The sequence below is a fragment of the Pseudomonas sp. TE3-3-F2023 genome, assembly GCF_036784815.1.
Lineage (GTDB): Bacteria > Pseudomonadota > Gammaproteobacteria > Pseudomonadales > Pseudomonadaceae > Aquipseudomonas > Aquipseudomonas pudica.
In genome coordinates this window covers 1,911,929-1,938,899 of record NZ_CP145113.1, presented here as the reverse complement: position 1 = coordinate 1,938,899, position 26,971 = coordinate 1,911,929, and the positions used below count along the sequence as shown (strand labels likewise).

20 protein-coding genes are annotated in these 26,971 nt (G+C 62.9%); 17 read left to right on the top strand and 3 right to left on the bottom strand.

Going from position 1 to position 26,971, the window contains the following annotated elements; translation table 11 throughout:
• Positions 1 to 116: 116 nt before the first annotated feature.
• Positions 117 to 1,076 carry a glucokinase gene (locus V3314_RS08800; protein WP_085600585.1) on the bottom strand — a complete coding sequence of 320 codons (960 nt, stop codon included), beginning with the start codon at positions 1,074 to 1,076 and terminating at the stop codon, positions 117 to 119.
• Entirely contained in the window at positions 1,073 to 2,899 is a 1,827-nt protein-coding gene (gene edd, locus V3314_RS08795; protein WP_046616960.1) for a phosphogluconate dehydratase, read from the bottom strand. Before edd ends, V3314_RS08800 begins: the two co-directional genes overlap by 4 nt.
• 265 nt (positions 2,900 to 3,164) lie before the next feature.
• Between edd and gap the strand changes: the two genes are divergently transcribed.
• The 6 genes from gap (at position 3,165) to V3314_RS08765 (ending at position 9,983) form a co-directional block, all read left to right on the top strand.
• The gene (gene gap, locus V3314_RS08790; RefSeq protein WP_338460138.1) at positions 3,165 to 4,166 is read left to right on the top strand and encodes a type I glyceraldehyde-3-phosphate dehydrogenase; all 1,002 of its coding nucleotides are present in this window, start codon (positions 3,165 to 3,167) and stop codon (positions 4,164 to 4,166) included.
• 198 nt (positions 4,167 to 4,364) lie between these two features.
• Entirely contained in the window at positions 4,365 to 4,877 is a 513-nt protein-coding gene (locus V3314_RS08785) for a sigma-70 family RNA polymerase sigma factor (RefSeq protein WP_025337861.1), read from the top strand.
• A gap of 70 nt (positions 4,878 to 4,947) precedes the next feature.
• Positions 4,948 to 5,907 (top strand): FecR domain-containing protein, encoded by a 960-nt coding sequence (locus V3314_RS08780; RefSeq protein ID WP_196183118.1) that lies wholly within the window; start codon positions 4,948 to 4,950, stop codon positions 5,905 to 5,907.
• A gap of 185 nt (positions 5,908 to 6,092) precedes the next feature.
• Positions 6,093 to 8,696 (top strand): TonB-dependent receptor, encoded by a 2,604-nt coding sequence (locus tag V3314_RS08775; RefSeq protein WP_338460137.1) that lies wholly within the window; start codon positions 6,093 to 6,095, stop codon positions 8,694 to 8,696.
• 222 nt (positions 8,697 to 8,918) lie between these two features.
• Complete coding sequence (locus tag V3314_RS08770; protein ID WP_046616964.1) at positions 8,919 to 9,512, top strand: biliverdin-producing heme oxygenase; 594 nt, start codon at positions 8,919 to 8,921, stop codon at positions 9,510 to 9,512.
• 54 nt (positions 9,513 to 9,566) lie between these two features.
• Positions 9,567 to 9,983 (top strand): YbaN family protein, encoded by a 417-nt coding sequence (locus V3314_RS08765; RefSeq protein WP_135001604.1) that lies wholly within the window; start codon positions 9,567 to 9,569, stop codon positions 9,981 to 9,983.
• On the opposite strand, the gene arcD (V3314_RS08760) is transcribed toward V3314_RS08765, so the two are convergent.
• Entirely contained in the window at positions 9,963 to 11,390 is a 1,428-nt protein-coding gene (gene arcD, locus V3314_RS08760) for an arginine-ornithine antiporter (RefSeq protein ID WP_338460136.1), read from the bottom strand. The genes V3314_RS08765 and arcD (V3314_RS08760) overlap by 21 nt on opposite strands.
• Positions 11,391 to 11,824: 434 nt before the next feature.
• Here arcD (V3314_RS08760) and arcD (V3314_RS08755) point away from each other — a divergent pair, with 434 nt between their 5' ends.
• The 11 genes from arcD (V3314_RS08755) to gcvT all read left to right on the top strand — a co-directional run bounded on the left by arcD (V3314_RS08755) (position 11,825) and on the right by gcvT (position 26,691).
• Entirely contained in the window at positions 11,825 to 13,252 is a 1,428-nt protein-coding gene (gene arcD / locus V3314_RS08755) for an arginine-ornithine antiporter (protein WP_046616968.1), read from the top strand.
• A gap of 33 nt (positions 13,253 to 13,285) precedes the next feature.
• A complete protein-coding gene (gene arcA, locus V3314_RS08750) occupies positions 13,286 to 14,539 on the top strand; it encodes an arginine deiminase (RefSeq protein WP_046616969.1) in 1,254 nt (417 codons plus the stop codon).
• A gap of 69 nt (positions 14,540 to 14,608) precedes the next feature.
• Complete coding sequence (locus tag V3314_RS08745) at positions 14,609 to 15,619, top strand: ornithine carbamoyltransferase (protein WP_046616970.1); 1,011 nt, start codon at positions 14,609 to 14,611, stop codon at positions 15,617 to 15,619.
• 143 nt (positions 15,620 to 15,762) lie between these two features.
• Positions 15,763 to 16,692: a carbamate kinase gene (arcC, locus tag V3314_RS08740; RefSeq protein WP_003257953.1), complete on the top strand. Its 930-nt coding sequence runs from the start codon at positions 15,763 to 15,765 to the stop codon at positions 16,690 to 16,692.
• Between the two features lie 55 nt (positions 16,693 to 16,747).
• The gene (locus V3314_RS08735) at positions 16,748 to 17,116 is read left to right on the top strand and encodes a DUF5064 family protein (RefSeq protein WP_046616971.1); all 369 of its coding nucleotides are present in this window, start codon (positions 16,748 to 16,750) and stop codon (positions 17,114 to 17,116) included.
• 175 nt (positions 17,117 to 17,291) lie between these two features.
• A complete protein-coding gene (locus tag V3314_RS08730; RefSeq protein ID WP_046616972.1) occupies positions 17,292 to 18,800 on the top strand; it encodes a sigma-54-dependent transcriptional regulator in 1,509 nt (502 codons plus the stop codon).
• A gap of 309 nt (positions 18,801 to 19,109) precedes the next feature.
• The gene (gene gltS / locus V3314_RS08725; protein WP_046616973.1) at positions 19,110 to 20,309 is read left to right on the top strand and encodes a sodium/glutamate symporter; all 1,200 of its coding nucleotides are present in this window, start codon (positions 19,110 to 19,112) and stop codon (positions 20,307 to 20,309) included.
• Positions 20,310 to 20,651: 342 nt separating this feature from the next.
• Positions 20,652 to 21,035 (top strand): glycine cleavage system protein GcvH, encoded by a 384-nt coding sequence (gcvH, locus tag V3314_RS08720; protein ID WP_046616974.1) that lies wholly within the window; start codon positions 20,652 to 20,654, stop codon positions 21,033 to 21,035.
• Between the two features lie 11 nt (positions 21,036 to 21,046).
• Entirely contained in the window at positions 21,047 to 23,902 is a 2,856-nt protein-coding gene (gcvP, locus tag V3314_RS08715; RefSeq protein ID WP_322493283.1) for an aminomethyl-transferring glycine dehydrogenase, read from the top strand.
• Positions 23,903 to 24,165: 263 nt separating this feature from the next.
• Positions 24,166 to 25,542 (top strand): L-serine ammonia-lyase, encoded by a 1,377-nt coding sequence (locus V3314_RS08710; protein ID WP_046616976.1) that lies wholly within the window; start codon positions 24,166 to 24,168, stop codon positions 25,540 to 25,542.
• Positions 25,543 to 25,569: 27 nt separating this feature from the next.
• The gene (gene gcvT, locus V3314_RS08705) at positions 25,570 to 26,691 is read left to right on the top strand and encodes a glycine cleavage system aminomethyltransferase GcvT (protein WP_046616977.1); all 1,122 of its coding nucleotides are present in this window, start codon (positions 25,570 to 25,572) and stop codon (positions 26,689 to 26,691) included.
• The last annotated feature ends 280 nt before the right edge of the window (positions 26,692 to 26,971 follow it).

Here is a 26,971-nt window from a genome sequence, read left to right as displayed (position 1 = left end):
CTGCTTCGCAACCCATCGCCGGCAAGCCAGGCTCCCACAGTTATTGCACAGCCCTAGGCTTGAAGCGATCGGTATGGGAGCTGGCTTGCCGGCGATTGGGTCGCGCAGTGGCCTACCTATCCGTGATCCAGCGCCTGCTGCAAAGCCACCCCGGCCCCCAGCAACCCGGAAAACTCCGCCGTCACCAGCCAAACCGGTACGCCAGCGAAATAACCACTCATGCAGCCCTTGTCGGAAAAACTCGCGGCGAACCCGCTGCGCAGGAACAGCTCGGCAAACCGCGGGATCACGCCGCCGACAATATAGACCCCTCCCCGCGCGCCCAGCGTCAGAACATTGTTACCCGCCACTCGGCCAAGGAAACGGCAGAACTGTTCGATCACCGCCAGCGCCCGTGGTTCGCCGGCCAGCGCAGCATCGGTGATTTGCGCCGGGGTCTTGTGTCGGGGTATGTCAGCGTCCAGTTCACAGATTGCTTGGTACAGGCGCAGCAGACCACCGCCACTGAGCACGGTTTCGGCGCTGACGTGGCCGATCTGGGCGTGAATCTGTTGGTGAATCGCTGCTTCGCGGGCATTACCCACCGGCAGGTCGACGTGCCCGCCCTCGCCCGGCAAGGCACACCAACGTTCCCCCACTCGCAAGAGGGAGCCGACACCCAAACCGGTACCCGGACCGATGACCAACGCCGGACGCGCAAGATCGGCCTGGCCTGGACACACTTCGCGAAACTCGCCATCGCGCAGGCGGGTCATGCCCAGCGCCATGGCGGTGAAGTCATTGATCAGCAGCAGCTGCTCGATCTGCAGTCGCTGGCAGAATGCCAGACGGCTCAGGCGCCAATGGTTGTTGGTGAAACGGAACTCGTCGCCATTGACCGGCCCGGCCACCGCCAGGCAGGCAGCAGTCACGCCGCCGCGGGGAATGCCCAGGCCTTCAAGGTAAGCCTCGATGGCCTGTTCCGGGCTGGTGTAGTCCTCGGTGGCGAAGACCTTCACTTCATGCAGCTGGTTGTCACGCCACAACGCAAAACGGGCATTGGTGCCGCCGATGTCGCCAACCAGCAGGTCCTTCATTTGAGGTTCTCCAGGGCCGAGGTGAAGGCACTGGCGCCCTGCTCTGCCGGGCTGAACGCCATGCGCATGAAGCCGAACAGCTCGCGCCCGCAGCCCAGGTCGTTGCCCTGTGGCGCTGGCGGCAGATCGCGGCTGGCCAGTTCTTCGGCCGACACCATTACCCGCAGCGTGCCTTCGACACCATCGACCCGCACAATATCACCATCGCGCACTCGTGCCAGCGGGCCGCCGTCATAAGCCTCGGGGCAAACATGAATGGCCGCCGGGATCTTGCCCGAAGCACCGGACATGCGTCCGTCGGTAACCAGCGCCACCTTGAAGCCACGGTCCTGCAGCACGCCGAGGAACGGTGTGAGCTTGTGCAGCTCCGGCATGCCGTTGCAGCGCGGGCCCTGGAAGCGCACCACGGCGACGAAGTCACGCTCCAGCTCGCCTGCCTTGAACGCATCGGCCAGCGACTGCTGATCTTGGAACACTCGCGCTGGCGCCTCGACCACCTGGTGCTCAGGGGCGACAGCGGACACCTTCATCACGCCGCGGCCGAGGTTGCCCTCCATCACCCGCAGGCCGCCTTCGGCCGAGAACGGCCGCGCGACCGGGCGCAGGATGCTTTCGTCCAGGCTGTGCTGCGGCCCTTCGCGCCACACCAGCTTGCCGTTGTCGAGGAACGGCTCCTGGGTGTAGCGGCGCAGGCCATGGCCGGCCACTGTGTTGACATCTTCGTGCAGCAGCCCGGCATCGAGCAGCTCGCGGATAAGGAAGGCCATGCCGCCCGCGGCCTGGAAGTGATTGATGTCGGCCTTGCCGTTGGGGTAGACGTGGGACAAGGTCGGCACCACCTCGGACAGGTCGGCCATGTCCTGCCAGGTCAGCTGGATACCGGCGGCCTGGGCAATCGCCGGGATGTGCAGGGTATGGTTGGTCGAGCCGCCGGTGGCGTGCAGGGCGACGATGGAGTTGACCAGCGCCTTCTCGTCGACGATTTCACCCAGCGGCATGAAGTTGCCGCTGGCTTTGGTCATGCGCGTGACCTGCTGCGCGGCCTCGGCGGTGAGCGCGTCGCGCAGCGGTGTGTACGGGTTGACGAACGAGGCGCCCGGAAGGTGCAGGCCCATCACTTCCATCACCAGCTGGTTGGTGTTGGCAGTGCCGTAGAAGGTACAGGTGCCAGGGCTGTGGTAGGACTTCATCTCCGAATCCAGCAGCTCTTCGCGGCTGGCCTTGCCTTCGGCATAACGCTGGCGCACGTCGGCCTTCTGCTTGTTGGAAATGCCAGAGACCATCGGCCCGCCCGGAACGAAGATGGTCGGCAGATGCCCGAAGCGCAGCGCCCCCATCATCAGGCCGGGGACGATCTTGTCGCAGATGCCCAGCATCAGCGCGGCGTCGAACATGTTGTGCGACAGGGCCACGGCGGTGGACATGGCGATCACTTCGCGGCTGGCGATGGCCAGCTCCATGCCCGGCTCGCCCTGAGTCACGCCATCGCACATGGCCGGCACGCCACCGGCGAACTGGCCGACCGAACCGACATCGCGCAGGGCCTGCTTGATCTGCTCGGGGAAGTGCTGGTAGGGCTGGTGCGCCGAAAGCATGTCGTTGTAGGCCGAGACGATGGCCACGTTGGCCGCGTTCATCAGGCGCAGGGTCTGCTTGTCGTCGCTGCCGCAACCAGCCACGCCATGGGCGAAGTTGGCGCACTGCAGGCTGGCACGCATGGGGCCGTCACTGGCCGCGCCGCGAATCAGTTGCAGGTAGCGTTCGCGGGTGGCACGGCTACGTTCGACCAGCCGCTGGGTGACCTCAAGGATGCGCGGATGCATGTACTGGACTCCAGGCTAATTGTAAGGGCGGTTTACCGGGCATTTCCCCTCCAAACGATTGCGGCCTAGGCTCAAGGTAGAGGAGCCCGCTGCATCGGTGGAGGCACGTCGCCCAACCACTCGTTGTATGTTTAAACAAAATACTGCCACTAAAAAGGCTTGTTTTCTATCGGCAGGTGAATAATCTTGTAATTCCAACAACAAAACCGTTTCAGTGAAGCTCCTTTGTGCCACAGGTTTCACTCGGACTGCCAGAGGTACTGCCATGACCCTACGCATCGCCATCAATGGATTCGGCCGCATCGGGCGCAACGTCCTGCGCGCACTGTATACCCAAGGCTACCGCCAGGACCTGCAGGTCGTCGCCATCAACGACCTGGGCGACAGCGCCATGAATGCCCACCTGCTCAAGTACGACAGCGTGCACGGCACCTTCGACGCCAGCGTCGAGGCCGACCACGAAAGCCTCACGGTCAATGGTGACCGCATCGCGGTCAGCGCCATCCGCAACCCGGCCGAACTGCCCTGGAAGGCCGAAGCGATCGACGTGGTGTTCGAATGCACCGGGCTGTTCACCGAGCGCGCCAAGGCCGCCGCGCACCTGGCTGCGGGGGCTGGCAAGGTGATCGTCTCGGCACCGGCCAAAGGCGCCGATGCCACCGTGGTGTACGGGGTCAACCACGACATCCTGCGGGCCTCGCACCAGATCATTTCCAATGCCTCGTGCACCACCAACTGCCTGGCACCGATTGCCCAGGTGCTGCACCGCGAGTTCGGCATCGAACAGGGACTGATGACCACCATCCATGCCTACACCAACGACCAGGTGCTGACCGATGTGTACCACGGCGACCCGTTCCGTGCGCGCTCGGCGACCCAGTCGATGATCCCGAGCAAGACCGGCGCCGCCGAGGCCGTGGGCCTGGTGCTGCCGGAGCTGGCCGGCAAGCTGACCGGCATGGCAGTAAGGGTACCGGTGATCAACGTGTCGCTGGTTGACCTCACAGTCAACCTCAAGCGCGAGGCCACGGCCGAGCAGGTCAACCAGTTGTTCCTCGAGGCCAGCAAGCATTCCAGGGTATTGGGCTACAACGCCTTGCCGCTGGTTTCCTGCGATTTCAACCACAACCCGCTGTCGTCGATCTTCGATGCCAACCATACCCGGGCCAACGGGCGCATGCTCAAGGTGCTGGCCTGGTATGACAACGAGTGGGGGTTCTCCAACCGCATGCTGGATAACTGCCTGGCGTTGTGCCGCGCCGGCTGAGCATGACACGGCATTTCTACCGCCTGAGAGATCGAGCGCCGCCCGCGCGGCGCTCGATCTCTCAGGCGCTGATAATGCCGCAGCGAGCGCCTCTGCGCCCAATACTCACAATCTTTACCCTTTCCTAACATTTCCAGGCTTGACCTTCGTGGAGGATGATAAGCATTATCATTAACCTTTCGTCGGCCAGGTCCCCCCGTGAGTCAGTCCCGGTTCAACTCTGTCTTCCTCGTCCAGCGCCTTACCCTGCTGCGCACCTTGCAGCGCATGGTGGGCAACCCCAACACGGCCGAGGACCTTTTGCAGGAAACCTACCTGCGGGTGTCCCGCGCCCTCGGTGAACGGCCCATCGAACACATCGAACCGTTCGTGTTCCAGACCGCACGCAACCTGGCCCTCGACCACCTGCGCGCGCGCCGAGTGCAATCGCGCATGCTGGTCGACGACGTGCCCGACGAGGTCCTGCACAGCGTGGCCGCGCCGGCCACCAGCAGCGAGGATGCGGCCCATGCCGAGCAGCTACTCAAGCACCTGAGCATCAGCCTCAACCAGCTGAGCGAACGCCAGCAGCGCATCTTCATCCTCAGCCGCCTGCATGGCGCCACCTACCTGGAAATCGCCGAACAACTGAATGTTTCGCCCAGCACGGTACAGAAGGAACTGAAACTGATCATGGCGATCTGCATGGGGGTCGCCGACCGCCTCAAGTGAGGCAACGCAAAGCCCTTGCCACGCCCCGCCTCAGCCTTGATCATTCGCAAAAACCATTCAAGGATTCACCGTGACCGACAGCCCCCCTCGCCCGTCACCCGCCGGGCCCAGTGCTCGTGCTCGTGCCATGGACGAGGCGCTGGACTGGCTGGTACGCCTGCAATGCGCCGACGCCAAGGACACCCAGGCCTTCGAAGCCTGGCTGAGCGCAGCGCCGGAAAATGCCGAGGCCTATGTCGAGGCAGAAGCCCTGTGGAACGGCGCACCGCTGCACCAGGCGGCCGTGCAGATGCATCAGCAACAGCGCCGCTCGTGGCGCGGGCGCCTGCGCAGCCACTGGAAACCCCTGGCCACGGCGGCGCTGCTGCTGGTCGGGCTGTTCACCCTGGGCAACTTGCCCATGCGCCTGCAGGCCGACCACTTGACGGTGGTGGGCGAGCGCCAGCGCCTGCAGCTGGAAGACGGCGTGAAAGTGCTGCTCAACACCAATTCGGCATTTGCCAGCGAGCAGCGTGACGGCCACCAGATCGCCCGCCTGCTACAGGGCGAGGCTTATTTCCAGGTCCCCGAGGGCGCGCTGCTGCCACTGGAAGTGCAGGCCGGGCCGTTGCGCGCGCAGGTGCGCGACACCGACTTTGCCGTGCGCTACCTCGACGGCGAGGCACAGGTGCGGGTGCAGCGCGGCGATGTCGACCTGCAGGGGGCCCGCGACCAGCGCATTCGCCTGAGCGCCGGCGACAGCATCAGCGTCGGCCCCCAGGGGTTCGGCCAGCGCCAGCGCCCCGACATGCACAAGGACCTGGCCTGGGTCGACGGCCGCCTGGTGTTCGAGAATTGCCCGCTGAGCCAGGTGCTGGCCGAGGTGCAGCGCTACTACCCAGGCTGGATCATCAACCGCAATGCGCAGCTGGAAGACATGGCAGTCACCGGCAACTACCGCCTCGACCAGCCGCTGCAAACCCTGCGCGCGCTGGCCCACATCACCTCGGCACAGCTGCATGAGTACCCGGCGCTGGTCATCCTGAACTGATCCGCAAATCTGAAACTCGACACGCTCCCATAGAAATCGCGATACAGATCGCCAGACCGCAATCCAACTTTTTTTACGCAGTCACGCTACCCCGCCCGTCTCGTTATAGCCAATGCAACTGATTCTCGTTTTAAAACGAGTACAGCCATCACCTATAACAGCCCGCGCGTCAGGGAGCGCTTCCGATGTCCACAGGTCCTACCCGCCCCTCCACCCTTGCTCGCCACAGAGGGCAACTGTCCCTCCTGAGCCTTTCCCTACTGAACCTTGCCCTGCTCGCCAGCGGTGCCATAAGCCTGCCGGCACTGGCCGCCGAAACGGCACAGGCCAGCAGCCCGCGCATGGGCGACTACCGCTTCAGCATCGGCCAGCAGCCGCTGGTTTCGGCCATCAATGCTTTCAGCCAGGTCACCGGCTGGCAGGTCGGCTTCAGCGCCGAACTGGCCGACGGCGTGGCATCGCCAGGGGTGCAGGGTTCGCTACCGCCGGAAGCCGCGCTCAAGCGCCTGCTACACGGCACCGGCCTGGGCTTTCGCAAGATCAGCAGTGGCAATGTGGTACTCGAACGCCAGGCCAGCGCCAACGTGATTGCCCTGCAACAAATGACCGTCAGCGCCACCCGCAGCGCCCAGGACGTCAGCCAGGTGCCGAGCACCGTCAACGTGCAGACACGCGAGCAACTCGACCGGCAGAACGTCAACAACATCCAGGACCTGGTGCGCTACGAACCGGGCGTGTCGGTAGCTGGCACCGGCCAGCGCAGCGGCCTGAACGGCTACAACATCCGTGGCATCGACGGCGAGCGCATCCTCACCCAGGTCGATGGCGTGTCGATCCCCGACAGCTTCTTCTTCGGCCCCTACGCCCAGACCCAGCGCAACTACGTGGACCCGGAGATCGTCAAGCGTGTGGAAATCCTCCGCGGCCCGGCTTCGGTGCTGTACGGCAGCAACGCCATCGGCGGGGCAGTGAGCTACTTCACCCTCGACCCGGACGACATCATCAAGCCGGGCAAGGACGCAGGCGCCCGCCTGAAGACTGGCTATAGCTCGGCCGACGAGAGCTGGCTGACCTCCGCCACCGTCGCCGGCCGCCAGGGCGACTTCGACAGCCTGTTGCACCTGAGCCAGCGCAACGGCCACGAAACCGAGACCCACGGTGGCCACAGCGGTGACGGCCTGGCCCGTACCGAAGCCAATCCGATGGATGTGCGCACCACCAACGTACTGGCCAAGCTGGGCTGGAACTACGCCGACGACGCGCGCCTGGGCTTCACCTACGAACACTACAAGGATGACCGCGACCAGAACATCCTCAGTGCGGTGGGCGGGCCCTTCATTCCTGGCCTGGGTGCCTCGGGTTACTACAAGGCGCGTAATGGCAACGACACCATCACCCGCGAACGCTTTGGCATCAACCATGAGTTCGGCCTGGATTCGCTGGTCGCCGACCATGTGAAGTGGAGCCTGAACTACCAGATCGCCAAGACCGACCAGCACACCGAGGAGGTCTACGCACCACCTGGCCGTCAGGTACTGCGTACCCGCGACACCCTCTACAAGGACCGCCAATGGGTATTCGATGCCCAGCTGGACAAGGCTTTCAGCCTCGGCGCCACCGACCACCTGCTGACCTACGGCACCACCCTCAAGCACGAGAAAGTCACCGGTTCGCGCAGCGGCACCGGCACCTGCCTGGCCGTTGGTTCAGGTTGTTCCGCCGCTGGCGCCGAGCGCCCGGCAGACGGCCAGGCGCTGGTCAGTGACTTCCCGGACCCGACCGTGAACACCTACAGCCTGTTCGTACAGGATGAAATCCGCTGGAACAACTGGACCTTCCTGCCTGGCGCTCGTTACGACTACACGCGCATGAAGCCCAGGTTCACCGAGGCATTCCTGCGTGGCCTGGAGTCCTCCGGTACCGTGCCCACCTCCCAGGACGATTCGGACAAGAAGTGGCACCGTATCTCGCCCAAGTTCGGCCTGACCTACGCCTTCAACGACAACTACACCTGGTATGGCCAGTACGCCGAAGGTTTCCGCACCCCGACCGCCAAAGCCATGTACGGGAAGTTCGAGAACATCGAGCAAGGCTACCGCGTAGAAGGCAACCCGGGCCTCGAACCCGAAAAGAGCAAAAGCTATGAAACCGGCCTGCGTGGCAACTTCGACGCAGGTAATTTCGACGTGGCGGTGTTCTACAACAAGTACCGCGACTTCATCGACGAAGATGCCGTACAAAGCGCCAACCTGGAGCAGACCTTCAAGGCCAACAACATCAAGCACGCCACCATCAAGGGTGCCGAGGTCAAGGGCCGCCTGAACCTAAACCACTTCGGTGCGCCGCAGGGCCTGTATACCCAGGGCTCGATCGCCTACACCTATGGCCGTAACGATGACACCGGCGAGCCACTGAACAGCGTCAACCCGCTCAAGGGCGTGTTCGGCCTGGGTTACGAACAACAGCACTACGGCGGCCTGCTGAGCTGGACACTGGTCAAGCGCAAGACCCGCGTCGACGACAGTACCTTCTACTCGCCCGACGGCTCGAGCTCCAAGTTCCGCACCCCAGGCTACGGGGTGCTGGACCTGACCGGTTACTACAAGGTTACCGACGATGTGACCATCAACGCCGGCCTGTACAATCTCACCGACAAGAAGTACTGGCAGTGGGATTCGGTACGCAGCTACGACGGCCAGGGTGAAGCGGCCGTGACCCAGCCGGCCAACATCGACCGCCTGACCATGCCGGGGCGCAACTTCGGCATCAATGTGGTCTGGGATATCTGACCTGAATTATCGCTGACAGGCTTGTTTCGTCAGTGCCGGCCTCTTCGCGGGTAAACCCGCTCCCACAGGGGCATCGCAGGCCCGAGGTTTGCGCAATACCTGTGGGAGCGGTTTCACCCGCGAAGAGGCCATCACTACCAGCACAAATGCCAGCTTTTTTTACTGTTCCATCCCCGCTGCTTCGTCTTGTCTCTAGACGCCCTTTTTTCCAAGGAATGCCCTATGACCGACCGCCCAGCCCTGCGCTCCCAGCGCCTGAAACAGATCACCCACACCCCTCATGCCGAACTGGATGCACTGGTCAGTTCCCACGCCCCTTTCGACAGCCGCGAAAGCTTCGCCCGCTTCGTGGCCGCCCAGTACCTGTTCCAGGCCGAGCTGCAGGCTCTGTACAACGACCCGCAACTGATCGCCATCGTCCCCGACCTGGCCGAGCGCTGCCGTGCCGAACAGGCCCGCCTGGACCTCGCCGACCTCGACACCGCAGTACCGCCAGCCGTGCCGGGGGCCCTGCGCAACCCGAGCCTGGGCGAGGCAATGGGCTGGATCTTCGTCTCCGAAGGCTCCAAACTGGGCGCTGCGTTTCTGATCAAGCGTGCCGTGGCCCTGGGACTGTCCGACAACTTCGGTGCTCGACACCTGGGTGAACCGGCCGGCGGCCGTGCTGAAGGCTGGAAGCAGTTCACCCGCATTCTGGATGGCCTGGCCCTGTCCACCGAAGAGGACACCGCTGCCGAACGCGGCGCAGTTGCTGCCTTCGAGCGCTTCACCGAACTGCTCAAGCACGCCTACGCTGCGGATGCCGCGCTGGTTTGACACACCGTATCCGGCCACCCTACCGGTGGCCGAACCGCTTTATGCAATGAGACCATGACCCGACCCGCCCGCTCGAAACTTGCCCGCCTGCTGTATGCACTCCTGGCTTACGTGAGCCTGGGCGTTGGCCTGGTCGCGATCGTCATCCCCGGCCTGCCGACCACCGAATTCATCCTGCTGGCCGCCTGGGCGGCCACGCGCAGTTCACCGCGCCTGTCTGCCTGGCTGGAGAACCACCGGCTGTTCGGGCCGATCCTGCACAACTGGCGCAATGGCAAGGTTATCCAGCGCCGGGCCAAGGTCAGCGCGACCCTCAGCATGCTGCTGTGCGCGGGCCTGATGCTGACGTTCCTGGAACACCGTTGGCCGGTGTTTCTGGCCATTGCCGGCATGGCCCTGGGCAACCTGTGGATCTGGTCCCGCCCGGAGCACGCCCCCTGCCCTGCCCGGTCACAAGCTCAGCAGCCCTGAGTACAGGGCATAGGCCGCCAGGGCGGCGCCGGCCAGCACGGCGGCGAAAATCAGCTTTTCCCAGGCAGTGAACAAGGCCTTTCCCTGCTCATGCTTGGCCAGGGCGAACAGGATAACGCCCGGCGCGTACAGCAGCGCCGACAGCAACAGGTACTTGAGCCCGCCGGCGTACAAGAGCCACACCGCATATACCAGGGCAATCAGCGCTACCAGCAGGTCCTTGCGGCGCAAGGCCGGCTGCCCGTCGTAGGTTTCTGCACGTACCGCCAACAGCACGGCGTAGGCCGCCGACCACAGGTAGGGCACCAGGATCATCGACGACGCCAGGTAGATCAGGCTGGTATAGGTACCGGCGGAAAACAGCGTGATCAGCAGGAAGCCCTGGATCATGCAGTTGGTCAGCCACAGGGCGTTGGCCGGCACATGGTTGGCGTTTTCCTGGGCCAGGAAGCGCGGCATGGTCTTGTCCCGTGCCGTTGCAAAGAGGATCTCGGCGCACAGCAACGCCCAGGACAGCAGCGCGCCAAGCAGCGAAACCGCCAGGCCGATACTGATCAGCAAGGCGCCCCAGGGCCCGACGATATGCTCCAGCACCGAAGCCAGTGACGGGTTCTGCAGCCCGGCCAGTTCCGGCTGGGTCATCACCCCCAGCGACAGCACATTGACCAGCACCAGCAGCGCCAGCACCCCCAGGAAACCGATCACCGTGGCCTTGCCGACATCCGAGCGGCGCTGGGCGCGCCCGGAATACACACTGGCACCCTCGATGCCGATGAACACGAACACAGTCACCAGCATCATGTTGCGCACCTGCTCCAGCACGCTGCCGAACTGCGGGTTGCTCAGACCCCAGATGTCACGGGTGAAGATATCGGCGCGAAAGGCGAATGCCGCTATCACCACGAAGATCAGCAATGGCACCACCTTGGCAACGGTGGTCACCTGGTTGATGAACGCCGCCTCCTTGATGCCGCGCAGCACCAGGAAATGCACCGCCCACAGCAGCAGCGACGCGCAACCGATGGCAATTGGCGTGTTGCCCTCGCCAAACACCGGGAAGTAGAACCCCAAGGTGCTGAACAGCAGCACGAAATAGCCGACGTTGCCCAGCCAGGCACTGATCCAGTAGCCCCAGGCCGAGGAAAAACCCATGTACTCGCCAAAGCCGGCCTTGGCGTAGGCGTACACCCCCGAGTCCAGCTCAGGCTTGCGGTTGGCCAGGGTCTGGAACACAAAAGCCAGGGCCAGCATGCCGATTGCGGTGATACCCCAACCGATCAGCACTGCCCCCACATCGGCACGCGCCGCCATGTTTTGCGGCAAAGAGAATATCCCGCCACCAATCATCGAGCCGACCACCAACGCGATCAGCGCACCCAGGCGCAGCTTTTGTCCCGGTTCGCTCATGAGCTTTCCTTTTTTAACGCGCTGTCATGGGTTTGAAACAGCCATGCCGTCCATATAGATGGCGTTACTTATAATGATCCGGACCAATGAAGCTATAGCACTAATAACTGCTTTGTCTATGCCCGCTTCCAGTAAAAACTAGCAGCTCGCGAGCAACTAGAGAAGGGCCCGATAAAGCTCGAAATTCTTGTGAAAAATTTGCGAAAGCGGCAAAAGAGGCTAGCTTCAAGCTTCGCAGGCTGAACAGAGCGTTTGCTCTAGAAGGACATGGAGGTGCCAGCGTGCAAGGCCTGCAGCAAAAGTTGTCGGCACTCTCCGGGAGCTCCGTGAAGGAATTTTCCTACTTCACGTCGCCATGAACTGACCCAAGTCAGCGAATGGCAGCGGCGTCGGATTTACGCTGTCGTCAACTTTCTCCTGGCAGGAGTTGTTAAATGTCTGATTCATCCGGAAAACTAAAGCTCGGCGCGTTAGTTGCACTTGTCGTCGGTTCGATGATTGGTGGCGGGATCTTCTCGCTGCCGCAAAACATGGCTGCCAGCGCAGGGGTTGGCGCTGTGCTGATCGGTTGGGCGATCACCGCGGTCGGCATGCTGACCCTGGCGTTCGTGTTCCAGACCCTGGCCAACCGCAAGCCTGACCTGGATGGCGGGGTGTATGCCTACGCCAAGGCCGGTTTCGGCGACTACATGGGCTTCTCCTCGGCCTGGGGCTACTGGATCAGTGCCTGGCTGGGCAACGTCGGCTACTTCGTGCTGTTGTTCAGTACCTTGGGTTACTTCTTCCCGATCTTCGGCGAAGGCAACACCCCGGCCGCCATCATCGGCGCGTCGGTGCTGCTGTGGGCAGTGCACTTCCTGGTGCTGCGCGGCATCAAGGAAGCGGCGTTCATCAACCTGGTCACCACTGTGGCCAAGGTGGTGCCGCTGCTGCTGTTCGCCCTGATCTGCCTGTTCGCCTTCAAGCTCGACATCTTCACTGCTGACATCTGGGCGGTTGGCACGCCAGAGCTTGGCAGTGTGATGAACCAGGTGCGCAACATGATGCTGGTCACCGTTTGGGTGTTCATCGGCATCGAGGGCGCGAGCATCTTCTCGTCGCGGGCGGAAAAACGCTCTGACGTGGGTAAGGCCACGGTCATCGGCTTCGTCACCGTGCTGCTGTTCCTGGTGCTGGTCAACGTACTGTCGCTGGGCATCATGACCCAACCGGAACTGGCCAAGCTGCAGAACCCGTCGATGGCTGCCGTGCTGGAGCATGTGGTCGGCCACTGGGGCGCGGTGCTGATCAGCGTCGGCCTGATCATTTCGCTGCTCGGGGCACTGCTGTCGTGGGTGCTGCTGTGCGCCGAGATCATGTTCGCCGCCGCCAAGGACCACACCATGCCGGAATTCCTGCGCCGCGAGAACGCCAACCAGGTACCGGCGAACGCCCTGTGGCTGACCAACGCCATGGTACAGATCTTCCTGGTGATCACGCTGTTCTCCAACAGCACCTACCTGTCGCTGATCTACCTGGCCACATCGATGATCCTGGTGCCCTACCTGTGGTCGGCAGCCTATGCCGTGCTGCTGGCAGTGCGTAGCGAAACCTACGAACAGGCCTTGGCCGAACGGCAGAAGGACCTGGTGATCGGTGGTATCGCCCTGTTGTACGCCATCTGGCTGCTGTACGCCGGCGGCGTGAAATACCTGCTGCTCTCGGCCCTGCTCTACGCACCTGGCGCGATTCTGTTCGCCAAGGCCAAGCGTGAGGTTGGCCAACCTGTCTTCACCAACGTGGAAAAACTGATCTTCGCAGCCGTGGTCATCGGCGCCCTGGTGGCAGCCTTTGGCCTGTACGACGGCTTCCTGACTCTTTGACCCACGTCTTCGTTCAACTGGAGGAATGAAATCATGTCCGCTGAAAAACAGAAGTACGGTGTCCACTCCGAAGCCGGCAAACTGCGCAAAGTGATGGTTTGCTCGCCGGGCCTGGCGCACAAGCGCCTGACGCCGAGCAACTGTGACGAGCTGCTGTTCGACGACGTGATCTGGGTCGACCAGGCCAAGCGTGACCATTTCGACTTTGTCACCAAGATGCGCGAGCGTGGCGTGGATGTGCTGGAGATGCACAACCTGCTGACCGACATCGTCCAGCAACCCGAGGCACTCAAGTGGATCCTCGATCGCAAGATCACCCCGGACACCGTCGGCGTGGGCCTGACCAACGAAGTGCGCAGCTGGCTCGAAGGCCTCGAGCCACGCCACCTCGCCGAGTTCCTGATTGGCGGCGTTGCCGGGCAGGATCTGCCGCAGAGCGAGGGTGCCGAAGTGGTCAAGATGTACAACGACTACCTGGGCCACTCCAGCTTCATCCTGCCACCGCTGCCCAATACCCAGTTCACCCGTGACACTACCTGCTGGATCTACGGCGGCGTCACGCTCAACCCGATGTACTGGCCAGCGCGACGCCAGGAAACCCTGCTGACCACCGCCATCTACAAGTTCCACCCCCAGTTCACCAACGCCGACTTCCAGGTCTGGTACGGTGACCCGGACAAGGACCACGGCCAGTCCACCCTAGAAGGCGGCGATGTCATGCCGATCGGCAAGGGCATCGTGCTGATTGGCATGGGCGAGCGCACCTCGCGCCAGGCCATCGGCCAACTGGCGCAGAACCTGTTCGCCAAGGGCGCCGTCAAGGAAGTGATCGTCGCGGGCCTACCAAAATCGCGCGCCGCCATGCACCTGGATACCGTGTTCAGCTTCTGCGACCGCGACCTGGTCACGGTCTTCCCGGAAGTGGTTAAAGAGATCGTGCCGTTCATCATTCGCCCGGATGAAAGCAAGCCCTACGGCATGGACGTGCGCCGCATCAACAAGTCGTTCATCGAAGTGGTGGGCGAACAACTGGGCGTCAAGCTGCGCGTGGTCGAAACCGGAGGCAACAGCTTTGCCGCCGAGCGCGAACAGTGGGATGACGGCAACAACGTGGTGGCCATCGAGCCGGGCGTGGTCATTGGCTACGACCGCAATACCTACACCAATACCTTGCTGCGCAAGGCAGGTGTCGAAGTCATCACCATCAGTGCCGGCGAACTGGGCCGGGGCCGGGGCGGCGGCCACTGCATGACCTGCCCGATCGTGCGCGACCCGATCGACTACTAACGACCATTGCACCCGGCCGGGCCCACAACGCACCGGCCGGGACACTACCGAATCCAAGGAGAAGCTGTCATGGCGTTCAATATTCACAACCGCAACCTGCTCAGCCTGGAACACCACACCACCCGCGAGCTGCGCTACCTGCTGGACCTGTCCCGCGACCTCAAGCGCGCCAAGTACACCGGCACCGAGCAACAGCACCTGAAAGGCAACAACATCGCGCTGATCTTCGAAAAAACCTCTACCCGTACCCGCTGCGCCTTCGAAGTGGCCGCCTATGACCAGGGCGCCAATGTCACCTACATCGACCCGACCTCCTCGCAGATTGGCCACAAGGAAAGCATGAAGGACACCGCCCGCGTGCTCGGGCGCATGTACGACGCCATCGAGTACCGTGGCTTCAAGCAGGAAATCGTCGAAGAACTGGCCAAGTTCGCCGGCGTACCGGTGTTCAACGGCCTGACCGACGAATACCACCCCACCCAGATGATCGCCGACGTGCTGACCATGCGTGAGCACAGCGACAAACCGCTGCACGACATCAGCTACGCCTACCTGGGCGACGCCCGCAACAACATGGGCAACTCGCTGCTGCTCATCGGTGCCAAGCTCGGCATGGATGTGCGCATCGCCGCGCCCAAGGCGCTGTGGCCGCATGATGACCTGGTCGAGCGTTGCCGCAAGTACGCCGAGGAAAGCGGCGCGCGCATCACCCTCACCGAAGACCCGGTTGCCGCGGTCAAGGGTGTGGACTTCGTGCACACCGACGTGTGGGTATCGATGGGTGAGCCGATCGAAGCCTGGGGTGAGCGCATCAAGCTGCTCAAGCCGTATCAGGTGAATGCACAGCTGATGAAGTCCACCGGCAACCCGCGGACCAAGTTCATGCACTGCCTGCCGGCGTTCCACAACTCTGAAACCAAGGTAGGCAAGCAGATCGCCGAACAGTACCCGGACCTGGCCAACGGTATCGAAGTGACCGACGACGTCTTCGAGTCGCCGGCCTGCATCGCCTTCGAGCAGGCGGAAAACCGCATGCACACGATCAAGGCGATCCTGGTGTCGACACTGGCTGACCTCTGACAACCGCCTCGATCCTGTGGGAGCTGGCTTGCCGGCGATACAGGCACCTCGGTGCATGGCACCGGCTTCGCCGGTGATCGCCGGCAAGCCAGCTCCCACATTGGATTGAGGCGCTCACCCTATATCCGCAAAGGACATTCCCCATGCGTATCGTTGTTGCATTGGGCGGCAACGCCCTGCTGCGTCGCGGCGAGCCCATGACCGCTGACAACCAGCGCGCCAATATCCGCACCGCCACCGAACAGATCGCCAAGATCCACCCAGGCAACGAACTGGTCATCGCCCACGGCAACGGCCCGCAAGTCGGCCTGCTGTCGCTGCAAGGCCTGTCCTACAAGCCCGACGAGGCCTACCCGCTGGACGTGCTGGGTGCCGAGACCGAGGGTATGATCGGCTACATGATCGAACAGGAACTGGGCAACCTGCTGGCATTCGAGGTGCCGTTCGCCACCCTGCTGACCCAGGTCGAAGTGGACGCCAACGACCCCGCCTTCAAGGACCCGACCAAGTTCATCGGCCCGGTCTATGGCAAGGAAGAGGCCGAGCGCCTGGCCAAGGAAAAGGGTTGGGTGGTCAAGGCCGACGGCGACAAGTACCGCCGTGTGGTGGCCAGCCCGAAACCCAAGCGCATCTTCGAGATCCGCCCGATCAAGTGGCTGCTGGAAAAGAGCAGCATCGTGATCTGCGCCGGCGGCGGCGGCATCCCCACCATGTACGATGAGAACCGCAAGCTGAAGGGCATCGAGGCGGTGATCGACAAGGACCTGTGCTCGGCCCTGCTGGCAGAGCAGCTGGACGCCGACCTTCTGATAATCGCCACCGACGTCGATGCCGCCTATGTTGACTGGGGCAAGCCCACGCAAAAGGCCATTGCCCAGGCCCACCCCGACGAACTCGAACGCCTCGGCTTCGCCGCCGGTTCCATGGGGCCGAAGGTGCAGGCAGCCTGCGACTTTGCCCGCAACACCGGCAAAGTGGCAGTGATCAGTTCGCTGGAGAACATCGAAGACATCGTCAAAGGCACCGCCGGCACGCGGGTTTCCACCGCCAAGCCGGGGATCAGCTACCGTTGAATGCAGTGGGCGGGCGTCAGCGCCCGCCATTTTCGACCTTCCAAAGGAGCTTGCCATGGCCCAGTACCAGCCCGGTCATGTACACATCGAGCGCACTGCGCTGAACCAGAACGACCACAGCTATGACCTGAACATCGAATACGAGGCAGTGTCGGACCCCAAGGAAGGCAGAGGCATCCAGTTCAAGATGCATGGCAGCATCGAAGGCAAGCCAGTGGAAGAAAAGTTCTTCCTGGCCAAGGACCAAGTGTTGCCCAGCTTCCTCATGCAGCTGAGCCGAAGGGCGCAGTCGTACCTGCCGTCACCGAAGAAATTCGAGAACCTGAGTTCGCCGCACAAGCTTTATGACCATATGTTCGCGGACATTCGCGAAAAGCTGGATGTGAAATCGGGCGATCCGATCAAGCCTGAACATCTGGAGTGATTTCAGGATCCGGGGGCTGCTTTGCAGCCCATCGCGACGCAAGGCCGCTCCTACAGGGATCGCGTCACTGTCGGGACCTGTAGGAGCGGCCTTGCGTCGCGATAGGGCCGCAAAGCGGCCCCGGCGATGTTGAGGCATACTACCGCACTCCCCGGCCACCACTTCACTGTCCCCCATGCGCATCCACGTCAGCTTCATCGACCGCGTCGGCATCACCCAGGAAGTCCTCGCCCTGCTCGGTGCCCGCAACCTCAACCTGGACGCCGTGGAGATGGTCCCGCCGAACGTCTACATCGACGCCCCTACCCTCAGCCCTGCCGTGCTCGAAGAACTGCACGACGCGCTGTTCGAGGTACAGGGCGTGCAATCGGTGGACGTGGTCGACATCCTCCCAGGCCAACGCCGGCACCTGCAGCTCGATGCCCTGCTGGCGGCGATGAGCGACCCGGTGCTGGCCGTGGACAGTGCCGGCAAGGTGCTGCTGGCCAACCCGGCGCTGATCGAACTGTGCGGCCGCGAATCGGCCGGGCGCTCAGTGGGTGAACTGTTCGGTGACCCGGCGCTGCTGCAGGCCCTGCTGGACAACAACTTCCACCTGCCCATGCGCGAGATGCAGCTCAACGGCCAGAGCTTGCTGCTGGACGCCATGCCGATCACCAACGCCGGTGGCCTGCTGACGCTATACCCCCCCACACGCATGGGCGAACGCCTTTCGGCCCTGCACCACGACCATGCCGAAGGCTTCGATGCCTTGCTCGGCGAATCACCGGCAATCCGCACTCTCAAGGCCCGCGCCCTGCGCGTGGCGGCACTCGATGCACCACTGCTGGTGCATGGCGAAACCGGCACCGGCAAAGAACTGGTAGCCCGTGCCTGCCACGCCATCAGCAGCCGCCACGCAGCGCCATTCCTGGCCCTGAACTGCGCTGCGCTGCCCGAGAGCCTGGCCGAGAGCGAATTGTTCGGCTACGCCCCAGGCGCCTTCACCGGCGCGCAACGGGGCGGCAAACCCGGGTTGATGGAACTGGCTAACCAGGGCACGGTATTTCTCGATGAAATCGGCGAGATGTCGCCATACCTGCAGGCCAAGCTGCTGCGTTTTCTCAGCGATGGCAGCTTCCGCCGGGTGGGTGGCGACCGCGAAGTGAAGGTGGATGTACGCATCATCAGCGCCACCCACCGCGACCTGGAGCGCATGGTCGCCGAAGGCAGCTTCCGCGAAGACCTGTTCTACCGCCTTAACGTGCTCAACCTGCAAGTGCCGCCGCTGCGCGACCGTGGCCAGGACATCCTGATGCTGGCGCATTTCTTCATGCAGCAGGCCTGCACGCAGATCCAGCGCCCACCCTGCCGGCTGACCCCGGCCACCCATTCGGCACTGCTGGCCAACCCTTGGCCGGGCAATGTGCGCCAGCTGCAGAACGTGATATTCCGCGCCGCAGCCATTTGCGAGGGCAACCTGGTGGATATCGGTGACCTGGACATCGCCGGCACCTCGGTGGCCCGTGGCCAGGACGGCGAAGTGGCCAGCCTGGAACAGGCCGTAGGCGATTTCGAACGCGAGTTGCTGCAACGCCTGTACGCAAGCTACCCATCGACGCGGCAACTGGCCGGGCGCTTGCAAACTTCACATACCGCCATTGCGCAGCGCCTGCGCAAATATGGAATACCAGGCAAAGCCTGATACCTGCCAGATAGCGTCAACGGGGGCTGCTACGCAGCCCATCGCAGGCAAGCCAGCTCCCACAGGTATCGCACACGTCCTGAATTGTGCGCGAGACCTGTGGGAGCTGGCTTGCCTGCAATGGGCCGCAAAGAGGCCCCTGATAGTTATTGTAATAATCCGGTTGTTATTCAGGCTTTTCCTACGCCAGTGAAAGATACTCTCCAACGGATGCCTCGTAGAATGATGACAGTGTATTCCCACCTGTCACCCCACTTGTCCGCCCCATAGCGGGAAGTGGTCCGCTACTGGATATAACGAGAACACCTGATGTTTGAACTCGATTTTTACGGGACGCTTGTAGCCGCCTCTTTGGTACTGCTATTGGGACGCGGCCTGGTTGCGCGTATTGGTTTCTTGCGCACTTACAATATTCCGGAACCTGTCGCTGGCGGCTTGGTAGTCGCCTTGGCGTTCCTGGCGTTGCGCAGCTTCGATATCCACGTGCAATTCGATACTTCACTGCAAACCCCTCTGATGCTGGCATTCTTCGCCACCATTGGTTTGGGTGCAGACTTCGCCAGTCTGAAGAAAGGTGGCCGCGTGGTTACCGTGTTCCTGCTGGTGGTAACCGGCTTGCTGCTGGTCCAGAACGCCATGGGCATCGGCCTGGCAACGGCACTGGGGCTCGACCCACTGATGGGGCTGCTGGCCGGCTCCATCACATTGTCGGGCGGCCACGGCACAGGCGCTGCGTGGGGGGCCACATTCACCGAAAAGTTTGGCCTGGCCTCGGCCTCCGAATTGGCAATGGCATCAGCTACCTTCGGCCTGGTACTGGGTGGCCTGATTGGTGGCCCGGTCGCCCGGTTGCTGATCAAGCGAGTAGCGACGCCTGGTATCGAAGAAGCAGCGCCACAACTGCCCAAAGGTTTCGAACAACCGGACAAAGAACGCCTGATTACGCCGTTTTCATTTATCGAGACACTTGCGCTTATCGCTGTCAGTTTGCTCGTGGGTTCGTTACTTAACGGTTTGCTGAAAGGCACGGCGCTTGAACTGCCAACGTTCGTTTGCGTGCTGTTCGTGGGCGTGGTGTTGCGAAACGGCCTTTCGGCGCTCGGCTTTTATCAAGTATTCGAGCGGGAAGTCTCGGTATTGGGCAATGTGAGCTTGTCGTTGTTCTTGGCCATTGCCTTGATGTCGCTCAAGTTGTGGGATCTTTCAGCGCTGGCTTTACCGTTCTTTGCATTGCTCGCCGCACAGACATTGGTCATGGCACTGTTCGCGATATTCGTCACGTTCCGGGTCATGGGTCGCAACTATGATGCAGCGGTACTGGCTGCCGGGCACTGTGGCTTCGGCTTGGGCGCAACCCCAACGGCAATCGCCAACATGCAAGCGGTGACCCAGCGCTACGGAGCCTCGCGCATTGCCTTCCTGGTGGTGCCGATGGTGGGGGCGTTCTTCATCGACATCATCAATGTCATCGTCATCAAGCTGTATCTGGCATTGCCCTGGTTTGCCTAGATCGAAGTCAGGCCATGTTCCAGGGCGTATTTCACGAGCGGCGCAAGTGTCGTGGCCGAGCATCGCGTCCTCAACACCATGTATTGATTTCAATACGCCGTATTGAAATCAATACACATCCATTCGGATACGACTGTGCAAGGGTTTGATCCCCAAACCCTTTTCCATCACCCTCCTGCTGTAGCGTTTTCATTCCATCATTTTGATAAAATAATCACGCTAAATAGATAACTTATTGATTAATAACATTTTTTAACTATTGGCCGCATTTTTGCTAAGGGAATCCCAACCCCAAGAGCGCGGAGCCACTGCGCCTAACGCCCTGCTTCCCGAGGATTCCCCATGAGCGAGTTGCGTTTCACTGAAGATCACGAATGGCTGCGCGTCGAAGCCGATGGCAGCGTCACCGTGGGCATCACCGCCTACGCCCAGAACGCCCTTGGCGATGTGGTTTTCGTGCAACTGCCAGAGTTGCAGCAGTATGAGAAAGGCAGCGAAGCGTCCACCGTCGAGTCGGTCAAGGCCGCCAGCGGTGTGTACATGCCCCTTACCGGCGAAGTGGTCCAGATCAACGACCAACTTGAAGACAGCCCGGAGCTGGTCAACGAAGACCCGATGGGCGAAGGCTGGTTCTTCCGCTTCATTCCCGCCGACGTCAGCGCCGTGGCCGCCCTGCTTGACCAGGACGCCTACGACCGCCTGATCAAAGCCAACGACGACGCCTGAGGAACCCTGCCATGACCATCAACCTCGGCACCGCCAACGAATTCATCGCCCGCCATATCGGCCCGCGCGCCGCTGACGAGCAGGCCATGCTGGCCGCCCTCGGCTTCGACTCGCTGGAAGCCATGACCGCCGCGGTCATTCCCGACAGTATCAAAGGTACCAGCGTGCTCGGCTCGCACGATGGCCAGAGCGAAGCCGACGCGCTCGCCGCGCTCAAGGCCATCGCCGGCAAGAACCAGCTGTTCAAGAGCTACATCGGGCAGGGCTACTACAACACCCATACCCCAGCGCCTATCCTGCGCAACCTGCTGGAAAACCCGGCCTGGTACACCGCCTATACCCCGTACCAGCCAGAAATATCCCAGGGCCGCCTGGAAGCGCTGCTGAACTTCCAGACCCTGATCAGCGACCTGACCGGCCTGCCGATCGCCAACGCCTCCCTGCTCGACGAAGCCACCGCTGCGGCCGAGGCCATGACCTTCTGCAAGCGCCTGTCCAAGAACAAGGCCAGCCACGCCTTCTTCGCCTCCGTGCACTGCCACCCGCAAACCCTGGACGTGCTGCGCACCCGCGCCGAGCCACTGGGCATCGAAATCGTGGTCGGCGACGAGCGCGAGCTGGGCGATGTCAGCGCCTTCTTCGGCGCCCTGCTGCAGTACCCGGCCAGCAACGGTGAAGTGTTCGACTACCGTGAAGTGGTCGAGCGCTTCCACGCCGCCAACGCCCTGGTCGCCGTGGCCGCCGATCTGCTGGCCCTGACCCTGTTGACCCCGCCGGGCGAGTTCGGCGCCGACGTGGCCATCGGCAGCGCCCAGCGCTTCGGCGTGCCGCTGGGCTTCGGTGGCCCGCACGCGGCCTACTTCTCCACCCGTGATGCGTTCAAACGCGACATGCCGGGCCGCCTGGTCGGCGTGTCGATCGACCGCTTCGGCAAGACAGCCCTGCGCCTGGCCATGCAGACCCGCGAGCAGCACATCCGCCGCGAAAAGGCCACCAGCAACATCTGCACCGCTCAGGTGCTGCTGGCCAACATCGCCAGCATGTTCGCCGTGTACCACGGCCCGGCCGGCCTCAAGCGCATCGCCGAACGCACCCATGCCCTGACCGCGATCCTGGCCGCCGGCCTGAAGACGCTGGGCGTGCAGGTAGTGGGCGCCAGCGCCTTCGATACCCTGACCCTGGCCACCGGCAGTGCCACTGCCAGCCTGCATGACAAGGCGCGCGCCCAAGGCATCAACCTGCGCCAGATCGACGCTGCCCACGTGGGCCTGTCGCTGGACGAAACCAGCAGCCAGGCCGATGTCGAGGCCCTGTGGCAATTGATCGGTGGCGACCAGGCCCAGCCAGACTTCAACGCTCTGGCCGCCAGCACCGGCTCGCTGCTGCCTGCCGCCCTGCTGCGCCAGTCGGCCATCCTGCAGCACCCGGTGTTCAACCGCTACCACAGCGAAACCGAGCTGATGCGTTACCTGCGCCGCCTGGCCGACAAGGACCTGGCGCTGGACCGCAGCATGATCCCGCTGGGCTCGTGCACAATGAAGCTGAACGCCGCCAGCGAAATGATCCCGGTCACCTGGGCCGAGTTCGGCAACCTGCACCCGTTTGCCCCGGCCGAGCAGAGCCAGGGCTACCTGCAGATGACCACCGAGCTGGAAGCCATGCTTTGCGCCGCCACCGGCTACGACGCCGTGTCGCTGCAACCCAACGCCGGTTCCCAGGGCGAGTACGCAGGCCTGCTGGCTATCCGTGCCTACCACCGCAGCCGTGGCGAAGGCCACCGCGACATCTGCCTGATCCCGTCGTCGGCCCACGGCACCAACCCGGCAACCGCTCACATGGCCGGCATGCGTGTAGTGGTCACCGCCTGTGATGCCCGCGGCAACGTCGACGTCGAGGACCTGCGCGCCAAGGCCATCGAGCACCGCGAGCGCCTGGCCGCGATCATGATCACCTACCCGTCGACCCACGGCGTGTTCGAGGAAGCGATCGGCGAAATCTGCGCGATCATCCACGACAACGGTGGCCAGGTGTACATCGACGGCGCCAACATGAACGCCATGGTCGGCCTGTGCGCCCCGGGCAAGTTCGGCGGCGACGTTTCCCACCTGAACCTGCACAAGACATTCTGCATCCCGCACGGCGGCGGCGGCCCGGGCGTCGGCCCGATCGGCGTCAAGTCGCACCTGGCGCCGTTCCTGCCTGGCCACGCACAGCTGGAAAACACCGAGGGCGCGGTTTGCGCCGCGCCGTTCGGCAGCGCCAGCATCCTGCCGATCACCTGGATGTACATCCGCATGATGGGCGGTGCCGGCCTCAAGCGTGCCTCGCAGATGGCGATCCTCAACGCCAACTACATCGCCCGTCGCCTGGAAGAGCACTATCCTGTTCTGTATACCGGCGGCAATGGCCTGGTGGCCCACGAGTGCATCCTCGACCTGCGCCCGCTGAAGGACACCAGCGGCATCAGCGTCGACGACGTGGCCAAGCGCCTGATCGACTTCGGCTTCCACGCCCCGACCATGTCCTTCCCGGTTGCAGGCACGCTGATGATCGAACCGACCGAAAGCGAGTCCAAGGAAGAACTGGACCGCTTCTGCGACGCGATGATCCAGATCCGCGAAGAAATTCGCGCGGTCGAGAACGGTAGCCTGGACAAGGACGACAACCCGCTGAAGAACGCCCCGCACACTGCGGCCGAGCTGGTTGGCGAATGGGCCCATGGCTACAGCCGCGAGCAGGCGGTGTACCCGCTGCCGAGCCTGGTGGAAGGCAAGTACTGGCCGCCGGTCGGCCGGGTCGACAACGTGTTCGGCGATCGCAACCTGGTCTGCGCCTGCCCATCGATCGAGAGCTATCAGGACGCCTGACCAGGCGCTCTGGCCTCATCGCCGGCAAGCCAGCTCCCACAGGGGCCTCACCGCACCCAAGGCTGGTGCAATATCTGTGAGAGCTGGCTTGCCAGCCCTTAAGGGCTCACCTGTTTTCCATGGCTGGTGCAGTACCTGTGGGAGCTGGCTTGCCAGCCCTTAAGGGCTCACCTGTTTTCCAAGGCTGGTGCAGTACCTGTGGGAGCTGGCTTGCCGGCGATCGAGTGCGCAGCACTCGCCTTACCTACCGGAGGGAATGAGCAATGTCTTTGAGCGTCTTCGACCTGTTCAAGATCGGCATCGGCCCCTCCAGCTCGCACACGGTCGGCCCGATGCGCGCCGCCGCGCGTTTCGCCGAAGGGCTGCGCCGTGATGACCTGCTTGCCCGCACCGTCAGCGTCAAGGCAGAGCTGTATGGCTCGCTCGGCGCCACCGGCAAGGGCCATGGCAGTGACAAAGCCGTGCTGCTGGGCCTTGAAGGGGAACACCCCGATGTCATCGACACCGACACCATCCCTGCCCGCCTGCAGGCCATCCGCGACAGCGGTCGGCTGAAACTGCTCGGCGAGCACAGCATCGCGTTCATCGAAAAGCAGCACCTGGCGATGATCCGCAAGCCGCTGGACTTCCACCCCAACGGCATGATCTTCCGCGCCTTCGACGAGGCCGGCTTGCAAATCCGCAGCCGCGAGTACTATTCGGTGGGCGGCGGTTTCGTGGTCGACCAGGACGCCGCCGGCCACGACCGCATCGTCGAGGACAGCACACCGCTGATCTACCCGTTCAAGACCGCCAAGGAGTTGCTCGGCCACTGCACCGGGCAAAACCTGTCGATCAGCCAGGTAATGCTGGCCAACGAGGCGGCCTGGCGCCCCGAAGCGGAAACCCGTGCCGGGCTGCTGCGCATCTGGCAGGTGATGCAGGATTGCGTCGAAGCCGGCTGCCAGCATGAAGGCATCCTGCCGGGCGGGCTCAAGGTCAAGCGCCGAGCGCCGGCGTTGTACCGCCAGCTGAGCCGCAACCCGGAGGCCAGCCTGCGCGATGCCCTGTCGGTACTCGACTGGGTCAACCTCTATGCCCTGGCAGTGAACGAGGAAAACGCCTACGGCGGGCGCGTGGTCACCGCGCCGACCAACGGCGCCGCGGGCATTGTCCCGGCGGTGCTGCATTACTACATGCGCTTCGTACCGGGTGCCAACGAGGACGGGGTGGTGCGGTTTCTGCTCACCGCCGCGGCCATCGGCATCCTGTACAAGGAAAACGCTTCCATCTCCGGCGCCGAAGTAGGCTGCCAGGGCGAGGTCGGCGTGGCCTGCTCGATGGCTGCTGGTGCGCTGTGCGAGGTGATGGGTGGCACCGTGCAACAGGTGGAAAACGCTGCCGAAATCGGCATGGAACACAACCTGGGCCTGACCTGCGACCCGATCGGCGGGCTGGTCCAGGTGCCTTGCATCGAGCGCAACGCCATGGGCTCGGTGAAGGCGATCAACGCGGTGCGCATGGCCTTGCGCGGCGATGGGCAGCACTACGTGTCGCTCGACAAGGTCATCCGCACCATGCGCCAGACCGGCGCCGACATGAAAAGCAAATACAAAGAGACCGCCCGTGGCGGCCTGGCCGTCAACATCATCGAATGTTGACCCGACAACAACAGCAAGGAGTCACAGATGTCCGAAACACTGCTCAAGACCCCACTGCACGCCCTGCATCTGGAACTGGGTGCGCGCATGGTGCCGTTCGCCGGCTATGACATGCCGGTGCAGTATCCGTTGGGCGTGCTCAAGGAACACCTGCACACCCGCGAGCAGGCCGGCCTGTTCGATGTCTCGCACATGGGCCAGATCACCCTGCGCGGCAGCGATGCCGCCAAGGCCCTGGAGAGCCTGGTGCCGGTGGATATCATCGACCTGCCGGTGGGCATGCAGCGCTATGCCATGTTCACCAACGAGCAAGGCGGCATCCTCGACGACCTGATGGTCGCCAACCTGGGCGACGACACCCTGTTCCTGGTGGTCAACGCCGCCTGCAAGGACCAGGACCTGGCCCACCTGCAAGCACACATCGGCAGCCGTTGCGAGGTGCAGCCGCTGTTCGAGCAGCGCGCCCTGCTGGCCCTGCAAGGCCCGGCGGCGGTCAAGGTGCTGGAGCGCCTGGCCCCGGAAGTGGCCGGCATGACCTTCATGCAGTTCCGCCCGGTGAAACTGCTGGGCGAAGACTGCTTCGTCAGCCGCTCGGGCTACACCGGTGAAGACGGCTACGAAATCTCGGTACCGGTACATGCAGCCGAAGCCCTGGCCCGCCGCCTGCTGGCAGAGCCCGAAGTACAGCCGATCGGCCTGGGTGCGCGCGACTCGCTGCGCCTGGAAGCCGGCCTGTGCCTGTATGGCCACGACATGAACACCGAGACCACGCCGGTGGAAGCCAGCCTGCTGTGGGCCATTTCCAAGGTTCGCCGTGCCGATGGCGCGCGTGCCGCCGGCTTCCCGGGTGCCGATGCCATCTTCGCCCACCAGCGCGATGGTGTGGCGCGCAAACGTGTGGGCCTGTTGCCGCAGGAACGTACCCCGGTACGTGAAGGCGCGGATATTGTCGATGCAAACGATAAACCTGTAGGCAAAGTGTGCAGTGGTGGCTTTGGTCCGACACTCGGCGCACCTGTAGCAATGGGTTATATCGATAGTGAACATGCTGCTATCGACACCCCGCTGTTTGCGTTGGTACGTGGCAAGAAGGTTGCCTTGAAAGTCAGCAAAATGCCTTTCGTGGCACAACGTTACTACCGGGGCTGAAGCCGCTTTGTGAAGGTTGCGGGCAGGTTCGACATATTCGTTTTCGAACCTGTCCAATAACTTTTGAACATGGCGCCAGGCCAGGCGCCATGCCGTTTCCGACAAATCGGTCGGTTATCGGCAAGCGGCCGATTTTCCATACGACCAAGGGCTTGTTTTTCGCTCGGGAGTTGGCGTAGAGTCACTGCACTGTGTTTGCATGGGTCGCAACAGTTCGTGACCTGGGCCAGTAGCCGCAATCTGCTACAACCCGTTTGACGTCTCTTACTTTCCTGCAACC

Coding starts and splice junctions, on each gene's coding strand:
- V3314_RS08800 (WP_085600585.1), bottom strand. CDS start 1,076: ATGAAGGACCTGCTGGTTGGCGACATCGGCGGCACCAATGCCCGTTTT.
- edd (WP_046616960.1), bottom strand. CDS start 2,899: ATGCATCCGCGCATCCTTGAGGTCACCCAGCGGCTGGTCGAACGTAGC.
- gap (WP_338460138.1), top strand. CDS start 3,165: ATGACCCTACGCATCGCCATCAATGGATTCGGCCGCATCGGGCGCAAC.
- V3314_RS08775 (WP_338460137.1), top strand. CDS start 6,093: ATGTCCACAGGTCCTACCCGCCCCTCCACCCTTGCTCGCCACAGAGGG.
- V3314_RS08770 (WP_046616964.1), top strand. CDS start 8,919: ATGACCGACCGCCCAGCCCTGCGCTCCCAGCGCCTGAAACAGATCACC.
- V3314_RS08765 (WP_135001604.1), top strand. CDS start 9,567: ATGACCCGACCCGCCCGCTCGAAACTTGCCCGCCTGCTGTATGCACTC.
- arcD (WP_338460136.1), bottom strand. CDS start 11,390: ATGAGCGAACCGGGACAAAAGCTGCGCCTGGGTGCGCTGATCGCGTTG.
- arcD (WP_046616968.1), top strand. CDS start 11,825: ATGTCTGATTCATCCGGAAAACTAAAGCTCGGCGCGTTAGTTGCACTT.
- arcA (WP_046616969.1), top strand. CDS start 13,286: ATGTCCGCTGAAAAACAGAAGTACGGTGTCCACTCCGAAGCCGGCAAA.
- V3314_RS08745 (WP_046616970.1), top strand. CDS start 14,609: ATGGCGTTCAATATTCACAACCGCAACCTGCTCAGCCTGGAACACCAC.
- arcC (WP_003257953.1), top strand. CDS start 15,763: ATGCGTATCGTTGTTGCATTGGGCGGCAACGCCCTGCTGCGTCGCGGC.
- V3314_RS08735 (WP_046616971.1), top strand. CDS start 16,748: ATGGCCCAGTACCAGCCCGGTCATGTACACATCGAGCGCACTGCGCTG.
- V3314_RS08730 (WP_046616972.1), top strand. CDS start 17,292: ATGCGCATCCACGTCAGCTTCATCGACCGCGTCGGCATCACCCAGGAA.
- gltS (WP_046616973.1), top strand. CDS start 19,110: ATGTTTGAACTCGATTTTTACGGGACGCTTGTAGCCGCCTCTTTGGTA.
- gcvH (WP_046616974.1), top strand. CDS start 20,652: ATGAGCGAGTTGCGTTTCACTGAAGATCACGAATGGCTGCGCGTCGAA.
- gcvP (WP_322493283.1), top strand. CDS start 21,047: ATGACCATCAACCTCGGCACCGCCAACGAATTCATCGCCCGCCATATC.
- V3314_RS08710 (WP_046616976.1), top strand. CDS start 24,166: ATGTCTTTGAGCGTCTTCGACCTGTTCAAGATCGGCATCGGCCCCTCC.
- gcvT (WP_046616977.1), top strand. CDS start 25,570: ATGTCCGAAACACTGCTCAAGACCCCACTGCACGCCCTGCATCTGGAA.